Annotated in this window: 8 protein-coding genes; 4 read left to right on the forward strand and 4 right to left on the reverse strand. The window is 62.5% G+C overall.

All coding sequences use genetic code 11. The annotated features are described in order from the left end of the window. Positions 1-186 precede the first annotated feature (186 nt). The 4 genes from mmsB to IB277_RS37180 all read right to left on the reverse strand — a co-directional run bounded on the left by mmsB (position 187) and on the right by IB277_RS37180 (position 4,902). Positions 187-1,083, reverse strand: a complete 897-nt coding sequence (mmsB, locus tag IB277_RS37165) for a 3-hydroxyisobutyrate dehydrogenase (protein WP_034800108.1) — start codon at positions 1,081-1,083, stop codon at positions 187-189. A gap of 58 nt (positions 1,084-1,141) precedes the next feature. Continuing rightward, positions 1,142-2,200: an enoyl-CoA hydratase/isomerase family protein gene (locus IB277_RS37170; protein WP_113080676.1), complete on the reverse strand. Its 1,059-nt coding sequence runs from the start codon at positions 2,198-2,200 to the stop codon at positions 1,142-1,144. 23 nt (positions 2,201-2,223) lie between these two features. Further along, complete coding sequence (locus IB277_RS37175) at positions 2,224-3,366, reverse strand: isobutyryl-CoA dehydrogenase (RefSeq protein ID WP_162731945.1); 1,143 nt, start codon at positions 3,364-3,366, stop codon at positions 2,224-2,226. Positions 3,367-3,483: 117 nt separating this feature from the next. Next, the gene (locus IB277_RS37180) at positions 3,484-4,902 is read right to left on the reverse strand and encodes a short-chain fatty acyl-CoA regulator family protein (protein ID WP_034800105.1); all 1,419 of its coding nucleotides are present in this window, start codon (positions 4,900-4,902) and stop codon (positions 3,484-3,486) included. A 157-nt stretch (positions 4,903-5,059) separates the two neighbouring features. On the opposite strand from IB277_RS37180, the gene IB277_RS37185 reads away from it, so the two are divergent. From IB277_RS37185 to IB277_RS37200, 4 genes are all read left to right on the forward strand, one after another. Further along, positions 5,060-6,592, forward strand: coding sequence for an acyl-CoA carboxylase subunit beta (locus tag IB277_RS37185; protein ID WP_060583584.1), 1,533 nt, complete (start codon positions 5,060-5,062; stop codon positions 6,590-6,592). Between the two features lie 11 nt (positions 6,593-6,603). Then, on the forward strand, positions 6,604-6,894 hold the full coding sequence (locus IB277_RS37190) for a hypothetical protein (RefSeq protein ID WP_029742742.1): 291 nt from the start codon (positions 6,604-6,606) through the stop codon (positions 6,892-6,894). Between the two features lie 30 nt (positions 6,895-6,924). Then, positions 6,925-8,928: an acetyl/propionyl/methylcrotonyl-CoA carboxylase subunit alpha gene (locus IB277_RS37195; protein ID WP_034800103.1), complete on the forward strand. Its 2,004-nt coding sequence runs from the start codon at positions 6,925-6,927 to the stop codon at positions 8,926-8,928. 40 nt (positions 8,929-8,968) lie between these two features. Further along, the coding region (locus IB277_RS37200) for a methylmalonyl-CoA mutase family protein (RefSeq protein ID WP_246812918.1) at positions 8,969-10,178 on the forward strand (1,210 nt) is incomplete at its 3' end.

The following is a 10,178-nucleotide window of genomic DNA, read 5'->3' on the forward strand; positions in this document are numbered from 1 at the left end:
CAGCGCCGCCGCCCTCGTCAGTGATCGGGCTTATAGACCCCCATCCTCACAGACGTCAACAGGGATTTTCATGGGCCCGACATAAATCTCACAACCAATTGAAATTAAACGGTATTTCTATCCACAGACAGCAGCAGCCACTTTCCGCCCGCTTAAACGGGCGGAAATCCTTCGACGCAGGATGAATTAACCGGCCTTGGCCTCGTCGTTCCCGCGCAACAGACGGATCAGCGCCGAAAAATCCTCGCCGCCGTGGCCGAGTTTCTCGAACATCGAATAGAGCTGTGCGGCCTGCGCGCCCATCGGCGTCGTCGCACCAGCGGCACTCGCTGCCTGCTGCGATAGCTTCAGGTCCTTCAGCATCAGGCTTGCGGCAAAGCCCGGCTTGTACTCGTTGTTGGCGGGCGAGGTCGGAACCGGGCCCGGCACCGGGCAATAGGTCGTCAGCGACCAGCACTGGCCGGACGACGTAGAAGCCACGTCAAACAGTGCCTGGTGCGACAGGCCGAGACGCTCGGCCAGCACGAAAGCTTCGCAGACACCGGCCATGGAAATGCCGAGGATCATGTTGTTGCAGATCTTCGCCGCCTGACCGGCGCCCCCACCTCCGCAATGGACGATTTTCTTGCCCATGGCGTCGAGCAGCGGCTTGCCGCGCGAAAAAGCCTCGTCGCTGCCGCCGACCATGAAGGTCAAGGTGCCAGCCGCAGCACCACCGGTGCCACCGGAAACCGGTGCGTCGAGCGAGGGGCAGCCGATCTTTTCGGCGAGCATATGAGCTTTCCGGGCGCTATCGACGTCTATGGTCGAACTGTCGATCAGGAGCGTGCCCGGATCGACGAAGCCGAGAAGTTCATCCCAGACGTAGAGGACATGGGCGCCGGCCGGCAGCATGGTGATGACGCATTCAGCACCGCGCACCGCATGTGCTATCGAGCCGGCGACGGAAACGCCGGTCTTCGCCGCGGCGTTGCGCGAAGCCTCAGACAGGTCGAAGCCTGTGACCGCGTGTCCCGCCTTCACAAGATTGGCGGCCATCGGACCGCCCATATTGCCGAGCCCGATAAAGGCGATCTTCGTCATGTCATTCCTCCTCGCATTGAAACTCGGCCAAAACCGAACTGCGCCCCATCCTCAGGCGCTAGAACAGTGGCGGGTGATCTTTGCGCGCAAATCGCGCGAGCCTATCGGGCGTCACGTCGGCAAGTCCAACCGACCATTTCGGATTGCGGTCCTTGTCGATCACAGCGGCACGCACGCCCTCGTAGAAATCGGGATTGGCGAGCATGCCGAGCGTCGCAGAGTATTCGCGCTCAAGGCATTCGTTCAGCGAAGCACTGCGGCGGCCGGCGCGCAGGAGATCGAGCGTCAGCTTCATGCTGAGCGCGGAACGGGAGTTCAAGAGCGCGAGCGTCTCCCTGGCAAAATCGGAACCATCGGCTTCGAGCGCCGCTAGGATCTCTTCGATCGTATCGAAGGCAAAGCAACGGTCAATCAGGGCAAGATGGCCTTGAAGCGCCGTTGCCGGAGCTTCCGAAGCATGCCTGGCAATCACGCCGTCGACATCCGCGCTGCCCGCGCTCGGCGCAAGTGCGGCGAGATCAGCGATCAAGGCTTCCAGCTTGTCCGCAGCGACAAAACTGTCCGCGAGCCGCGCAAGGATCGCGTCGGCAGCAACGATGTCCCGGCCGGTGAGACCGAGATAGGTGCCGAATTCACCGGGCGCCTTCGGCAAAAGCCAGGTGGCCCCGACATCCGGGAAGTAGCCGATGCCGGTTTCGGGCATTGCAAGCCTGGTGCGCTCGGTAACGATCCTATGGCTGCCGTGGGCGGAGATTCCGACGCCACCGCCCATGACGATGCCGTCCATGATGGCGATATAGGGCCTACGGTAGCCGGAGATGCGGCTGTTGACGACGAACTCCTCGCGCCAGAACTGGGCGCCCTCCTCCGGGCGCTCGCGGCCGCTCTCATAGATCATTCGGATATCACCGCCGGCGCAAAGCCCGCGCTCGCCCTCGCCGGTGACAAGCACGGCAGCGACCGCCGGATCGTTCTCGAATTCGGTCAGGGCCGCCGCGATTAACCGGATCATCGGCACGTTGAGGCTGTTCAGCGCGCGCGTGCGGTTCAACCGGATCCGGCCGACCGCGCCCTGGCGCTCGACGATCACTTCCGGTGCTGGCGTCTGCATTTCCATGAGCGGTCTTTCCCGTTTCTGGCCTATTTCCGGCCGATAAGCGAACGCGCCACGATGAGGCGCATGATCTCGTTGGTGCCTTCCAGGATCTGGTGCACCCGAAGGTCCCTGACAATCTTCTCGACACCATAATCGGCGAGATAGCCATAGCCGCCATGAAGCTGCAGCGCGTCGTTGGCGACGGCGAAGCAGCGGTCGGTGACGAAGCGCTTGGCCATGGCGCAGAGCTTCGTCGCTTCCGGGTCGCCCGCATCGAGCGCCGAAGCGGCACGCCAAAGGAAAGTGCGGGCGATTTCGAGATCGGTCGCCATGTCGGCGAGACGGAACTGTAGCGCCTGGAATTCGCCGATCGCCTTGCCAAAGGCGCGCCGCTCCTGAACGTAGGCCAGCGCCCTTTCGAAGGCCGATTGAGCACCGCCGAGCGACGCGGCGGCGATGTTCAAGCGACCGCCATCGAGCCCGCCCATGGCGATCTTGAAGCCGTCGCCTTCGCCGCCGAGGCGATTTTCAGCGGGTACGCGCACGCCGTCGAGCATGACGGCGCGGGTGGGCTGCACGTGCCAGCCCATCTTCTTCTCGTTGGCGCCGAAGGTCAGGCCCGGCGCATCCTTCTCGACGATGAAGGTCGAGATCCCCTTGGGGCCGTCTTCGCCGGTGCGCGCCATGATCACATAGAGGCCGGATTCACCGGCGCCGGAGATGAACTGTTTCTGGCCGGTCAGCACATAGCTGTCGCCGTCCTTGACCGCCTTTGTCTTCAGCGCCGCCGCATCCGAACCGGAACCGGGCTCGGTCAGGCAGTAGCTCGCGAGCACGTCCATGGTCAAAAGCTTGGGCAGCAGCCGCTGGCGCTGCTCGTTGGTGCCATAACGGTCGATCATGCCGGCGCACATATTGTGGATCGACATGAAGGAGGCGACGGCGGGGCAGCCGGTCGCCAACGCCTCGATGATGATCGCAGCGTCTAGCCGGGTCAGGCCCGTGCCGCCGACATCGTCACGGACGTAGATGCCGGCCATGCCGAGTGCGGCGGCGCCGCGCAACGTGTCGACCGGAAAATGCTTCTGCTGATCCCAGTCGATCGCGTGAGGGGCAATCTCGTCGCGGGCGAAATCGAGCGCCATCTGACGAATGGCCTCCTGTTCCTCCGACAGGCGAAAATCCATATGCATGTCCTCCCTGACCGCATAGTCGAGCAATTAAGGCCTAGTTACACCAAACCTCCGGCAGGCCCATATGCAACTTCTCACAGGGTCTGTTCAAAAATGAACAGACAAGCCCAATCAGCTCTCACTTAGACGATACGGCAGAGCGCCGCGTAAGTCATGATCCACAATCAGGCGACGCTTCAATGGCGGTACGGCCCGGCTGGCGCATTTCGTGCGCTCGCAGATGCGACAGGAAATACCGATCGGGTCGAAGGCGGCGCGGTTGCCGAGATCCATGTCGTCGGCATAGACGAAAGCATCGGCGTAGGAGATCTCGCAGCCGAGCGCCAGCGCATAACGCGGCTGCGCGGCGCGGAAACCGCCGCCACCCTTGGTGATCTGGGTGGCGAGACAGAGGTAGCGCACGCCGTCAGGCGTTTCGGCGAGTTGCCGGATGATCCTGCCCGGAGTCTCGAAGGCCTGGTGCACGTTCCAGAGGGGACAGGCGGCACCGAAGCGGGCGAATTGCAGCTTCGCGGCGCTATGGCGCTTGGTGATGTTGCCGGCGCGATCGATGCGGGCAAAGAAGATCGGAATGCCTTTCTGCCCCGGCCGTTGCAGGGTCGAAAGGCGGTGACAGACCTGCTCCAATGACGCGCCGAAACGGGCGGCGAGCAGCTCGATATCGTGCCGCAAGTCGCGGGCGGCTTTTGAGAACGCCTGATAGGGCAAGATGAGCGCACCGGCGAAATAGTTCTGCAGGCCGATGCGACAGATCTCATAGGCCTCTTCCGTGCGGAAACCGGCGCTGCCGGCCACCCGGTCGATCTCCTCGCGGGCATGAAGCTGGGCGATCTGCAGGGCGATCTGAAAGTCGCGCGTCGCTGGCGGCGCGTAAGGATTGAGCGTCAGGATACGGGCACGCGGATCGAAGCGACGGATCGCCTCGTCGCCGGCAGCACCGCGCACAACACGGACGCCATGGCGCTGCTCCAGATAGCTTGCAAGCGCTGCATGATTGTCGCCTTCGCCGAGCCCGAGTTCGCTCGCCAGCCGCTCCGCGAGTATATCAATCTCGTGGATGTAGTTGTCGACGAAATGGAAGAAGTCGCGCACTTCCTCATAGGGCGTCGTTTCGACGAAGGGGCCGCCGCGGCCGATGGTGTCGTCGATGCTCGCAAGCTGTTCGCTGTTGCGGCGGTAGGCCTGGTGACAGGTGATCAGTGCATGCGCCAGGCCTGGCGCGTTCTGGGCAACGAGCTTCAGCTCCTGCAGGCTCGCCGAATAGGTCTCGAACAGGGGGTCGCTGAGCGCTTCCGATAGCGCCGAAAGCAGGCGATCGCCCTCCCCGGTCGAAAGCTCGGCGATGTCGATCTGGAATTTTTCGGCGAGCGCCAAAAGCACCGCCGCCGAAACCGGCCGCTGGTTGTTTTCGATCTGGTTGAGATAGCTGGTGGAAATACCGATGCGTTCAGCGAACTGACCTTGCGTCGCCTTGTTCGCTTCCCGCAATTCCCTGACCTTGCGGCCGATATAGAGCTTGCCGATCGCCATGTTTGCAACTTTGCAATTTACGTTTCACAAAATACTCTATTTCACATTTGCACATGAAGAGACGTTTTTCCATGCCGTCTTCGACGCTATTGCGAAGCTCGAAGCGCCTCTGCACAATCGTTGAAAAAGCCGGGCATCAAAAAATCGGGAGGGCACCATGCGCGCCATACTAGAACAGGTCGAAGCCCGCAGGGCGGAAGCAAGAGCCGGCGGCGGCCAGCGGCGGATCGATGCCCAGCACGGCAAAGGCAAGCTGACGGCGCGCGAACGCATCGTGGTGCTGCTCGATGAAGGCTCCTTCGAAGAATACGACATGTACGTCACGCACCGCTGCGTCGACTTCGGCATGGAAGGCCAGAAGGTCGCGGGCGACGGCGTCGTCACCGGCTGGGGCACAATCAATGGCCGCCAGGTCTATGTCTTCTCCCAGGACTTTACGGTGCTCGGCGGTTCGCTGTCGGAAACGCATGCGCAGAAGATCTGCAAGATCATGGATATGGCTGTACGCAACGGCGCGCCGGTCATCGGCCTCAACGACTCGGGCGGCGCCCGCATCCAGGAAGGCGTGGCCTCCCTTGCCGGCTATGCCGAGGTCTTCCGCCGCAATGCCGAAGCCTCGGGCGTCATCCCGCAGATCTCGGTCATCATGGGGCCCTGCGCTGGCGGCGCCGTCTATTCGCCGGCCATGACCGACTTCATCTTCATGGTGCGTGACTCCTCCTACATGTTCGTAACCGGGCCCGACGTCGTAAAGACCGTGACCAACGAGATCGTCACGGCCGAAGAACTCGGCGGTGCGGGCACGCACACGAAAAAGTCCTCCGTCGCCGACGCAGCCTACGAGAACGACATCGAAACGCTTGAGCACGTGCGCCTGCTCTTCGATTTCCTGCCGCTCAACAACCGAGAGAAGCCGCCGGTCCGTCCCTTCCACGACGACCCGGCGCGGCTCGAAATGCGTTTGGACAGCCTGATCCCCGATAGCGCCACCAAGCCCTACGACATGAAGGAACTGATCCTTGCGCTCGCCGACGAAGGTGATTTCTTCGAGCTGCAGCAGAGCTTTGCCCGCAACATCATCACCGGCTTCATCCGCATGGAGGGCCAGACAGTCGGCGTCGTCGCCAACCAGCCGATGGTGCTTGCCGGCTGCCTCGATATCGACAGCTCGCGCAAGGCCGCGCGTTTCGTACGCTTCTGCGACGCCTTCTCGATCCCGCTCCTGACGTTGGTCGACGTGCCCGGCTTCCTGCCTGGCACCGCGCAGGAGTATGGCGGCGTCATCAAGCACGGCGCCAAGCTGCTCTTCGCCTATAGCCAAGCGACCGTGCCAATGGTGACGCTGATCACCCGCAAGGCCTATGGGGGCGCCTACGACGTCATGGCCTCCAAGCACATCGGCGCCGACGTCAACTATGCCTGGCCGACCGCCGAGATCGCCGTGATGGGCGCCAAGGGCGCAACCGAGATCCTCTACCGCTCGGAACTCGGCGATGCCGAGAAGATTGCCGCGCGCACCAAAGAATACGAGGAGCGCTTCGCCAATCCGTTCGTGGCCGCCGAGCGTGGCTTCATCGACGAAGTGATCATGCCGCATTCGTCGCGTCGCCGCATCGCTCGTGCCTTCGCATCCTTGCGCAACAAGCAGGTCGATGTCCGCTGGCGCAAGCACGACACGATCCCGCTCTGATGGAGGCGACGATGGAACGGGAGCCGGAACGCGTAATGACACCGGAAGAGGCCCGACGCGACCACTGGCAGATGCTGCGCTACATGACCGTCAACGCGCTGATCGGCGTTGCGATCGGGGCCATAACGGCCGGCGTGCTGATCTGGCTCAATATCGGCGCGGTCGGCACGCACATCATCCGCTCGACGAGCCCGGTGCTCGCAACCCTCATGGTCGTCGTGCCTTTCGCGTTGCTCTTTGGAGGTGCTGCTGCGGCATCCTCGATCGCGCTTCTGCCCTATCGCCGCAAGTTCAAACGCTGACGCGCAGTCCGGATTTGAAAGAGAAACAAGATGTTCAAGAAAATCCTCATCGCCAACCGTGGTGAAATCGCCTGCCGCGTCATAAAGACTGCGAAGAAGCTCGGCATCGCAACGGTCGCGGTCTATTCCGACGCCGATCGCGACGCGATGCATGTGCGCATGGCGGATGAGGCGGTGCATATCGGCCCCTCGCCCTCGGCGCAGTCCTATATCGTCATCGACAAAATTATCGATGCGATCCGCAAGACCGGCGCCGATGCCGTTCATCCGGGCTATGGCTTCCTTTCGGAAAATGCCGCCTTTGCGCAAGCCCTGGAAAAGGAAGGCGTTGCCTTCATCGGCCCTCCGGTTGGAGCCATCCAGGCGATGGGCGACAAGATCACCTCGAAGAAGCTCGCGGCCGAAGCGGGTGTCTCCACGGTTCCGGGCCATATGGGTCTGATCGAGGATGCCGACGAGGCGGTTCGGATCGCCGGTTCGATCGGCTATCCCGTCATGATCAAGGCTTCGGCCGGTGGCGGCGGCAAGGGCATGCGCATCGCCTGGAACGACCAGGAGGCACGCGAAGGCTTCCAGTCGTCGAAGAACGAAGCGAAGAACGCCTTTGGCGATGACCGCATCTTCATTGAGAAATTCGTGACCGAGCCACGCCATATCGAAATCCAGGTGCTCGGCGACAAACACGGCAATACGCTTTACCTGGGCGAACGCGAATGCTCGATCCAGCGACGCAACCAGAAGGTCATCGAAGAAGCCCCCTCGCCCTTCCTCGACGCCGAGACCCGCAAGGCCATGGGCGAACAGGCGGTCGCGCTCGCCAAGGCCGTCGGCTATCATTCGGCCGGTACCGTCGAGTTCATCGTCGACGGCAAGCGCAATTTCTACTTCCTCGAAATGAACACGCGCTTGCAGGTGGAGCATCCGGTGACCGAGCTCATCACCGGGCTCGATCTCGTCGAGCAGATGATCCGTGTTGCGAGCGGCGAAAAACTCGCCTTCGGCCAGGACGACGTAAAGCTCAATGGCTGGGCGATCGAAAGCCGGCTCTATGCGGAAGACCCCTACCGCAATTTCCTGCCGTCGATCGGTCGGCTCACGCGCTATCGTCCCCCGGTCGAGGGCAGACGCGAAGATGGCACGGTGACACGCAACGATACCGGCGTCTTCGAGGGCGGCGAGATCTCGATGTATTACGACCCGATGATCGCCAAGCTCTGCACCTGGGGGCCGGATCGCAAGACGGCAGTCGATGCCATGGCCGATGCGCTCGATCAGTTCGAGGTGGAAGGCATCGGTCACAACCTGCCGTTCCTTGCAGCCGTCATGCAGCAGCAGCGGTTCCGAGAGGGCCGGCTGACCACGGCCTATATCGCCGAGGAATTCGCCGACGGCTTCCACGGCGTTGCGGCCGACGAGCAGTCGCTTCGCAAGATCGCAGCCGTCGCCGTATCGATCAACCAGGTGCTGCAGGAGCGCGCCAGCCAGATCTCCGGCACGATCGGCAATCACCGTCGCATCGTCGGTCACGACTGGGTGGTCAGCCTCGGCGATCACAACTTCGCAGTCACCGCCGGCGCGTCTGCCGATGGTGCCTATGTCCGATTTGCCGACGGCGCCTCGGTTACGATCGCCGGTGACTGGGCTCCCGGCCGCACCCTTGCCACCTTCAACATCGACAATGAGCCCTTGAGCGTCAAAGTCGATCGGGTTGGAACCGCCATCCGGCTCCGCTGGCGCGGCATCGACACCATTGCCCACGTCAGAAGCCCGCGGGTTGCGGAGCTGGCGCGGCTGATGCCGAAAAAGCTGCCACCGGACACGTCGCGCATGCTGCTCTGCCCGATGCCGGGTGTCATCACCTCGGTCACGGTCAAGGCCGGCGACACCGTCGAGGCCGGGCAGGCTCTTGCCGTGGTCGAAGCGATGAAGATGGAAAACATTCTGCGCGCCGAAAAGAAGGCCGTGGTCAAGCGCGTGGCGGTCGCCGCCGGCGCCAGCCTCGCGGTCGACGAACTGATCATGGAATTCGAATGATGGCGACGGCTGTCGACGCCATCATCCAGGAGAACATCCGATGACCGAAAAGACCACCAAGGACTGGGAAACGCTCGCCGAGCGTGAACTGAAGGCAGCGCCGGAAAGCCTCACCTGGCAGACGCCCGAGGGCATTGCGGTGAAGCCGCTCTATACGGCCGGCGACCTCGACGGCATCGATCATTTGGATTCGCTGCCGGGCTTCGAGCCTTTCGTGCGTGGTCCGCGCGCGACCATGTATGCCGGGCGTCCCTGGACGATCCGCCAATATGCCGGATTCTCCACGGCCGAAGCTTCGAACGCCTTCTATCGGAAGAATCTCGCGGCCGGACAAAAGGGCCTTTCCGTCGCCTTCGACCTTGCGACCCATCGCGGCTACGACAGCGATCATCCGCGCGTCGAAGGCGATGTCGGCAAGGCAGGGGTTGCGATCGACTCGGTCGAGGACATGAAGATCCTGTTCGACGGCATTCCGCTCGACGAGATGTCGGTCTCGATGACCATGAACGGCGCGGTCATTCCGATCCTCGCCTCCTTCATCGTCGCCGGCGAGGAACAGGGCGTTTCGCGCGACAAGCTCTCGGGGACCATCCAGAACGACATCCTCAAGGAGTTCATGGTCCGCAACACCTACATCTACCCGCCGGAACCCTCGATGCGCATCGTCGCCGATATCATCGAGTATACGGCGAAGGAGATGCCGAAGTTCAATTCGATCTCGATTTCCGGCTACCACATGCAGGAAGCCGGCGCGACGCTGGTGCAGGAGCTTGCCTTCACGCTCGCCGACGGGCGCGAATATGTGCGGGCTGCCCTTGCCAAGGGGCTGAACGTCGACGAGTTCGCCGGGAGGCTTTCGTTCTTCTTCGCCATCGGCATGAATTTCTTTATGGAAGCGGCGAAGCTTCGGGCGGCGCGGCTGCTCTGGACCCGGATCATGAAGGAGTTCGAGCCGAAGAAGCCGTCTTCGCTGATGCTGCGTACCCATTGCCAGACCTCGGGCGTCTCGCTGCAGGAGCAGGATCCCTATAACAACATCATCCGCACCGCTTTCGAGGCGATGTCGGCCGCCCTTGGCGGCACGCAATCGCTGCACACCAACTCCTTCGACGAGGCGATCGCACTGCCGACGGAGTTTTCAGCGCGCATCGCCCGCAACACGCAGCTGATCCTGCAGCACGAGACCGGTGTCACCAAGGTCGTCGATCCGCTTGCCGGCTCCTACTATGTCGAGAGCCTGACCAATGAAC

This window comes from Ensifer sp. ENS07, assembly GCF_014852185.1.
GTDB classification, from domain to species: domain Bacteria; phylum Pseudomonadota; class Alphaproteobacteria; order Rhizobiales; family Rhizobiaceae; genus Ensifer; species Ensifer adhaerens.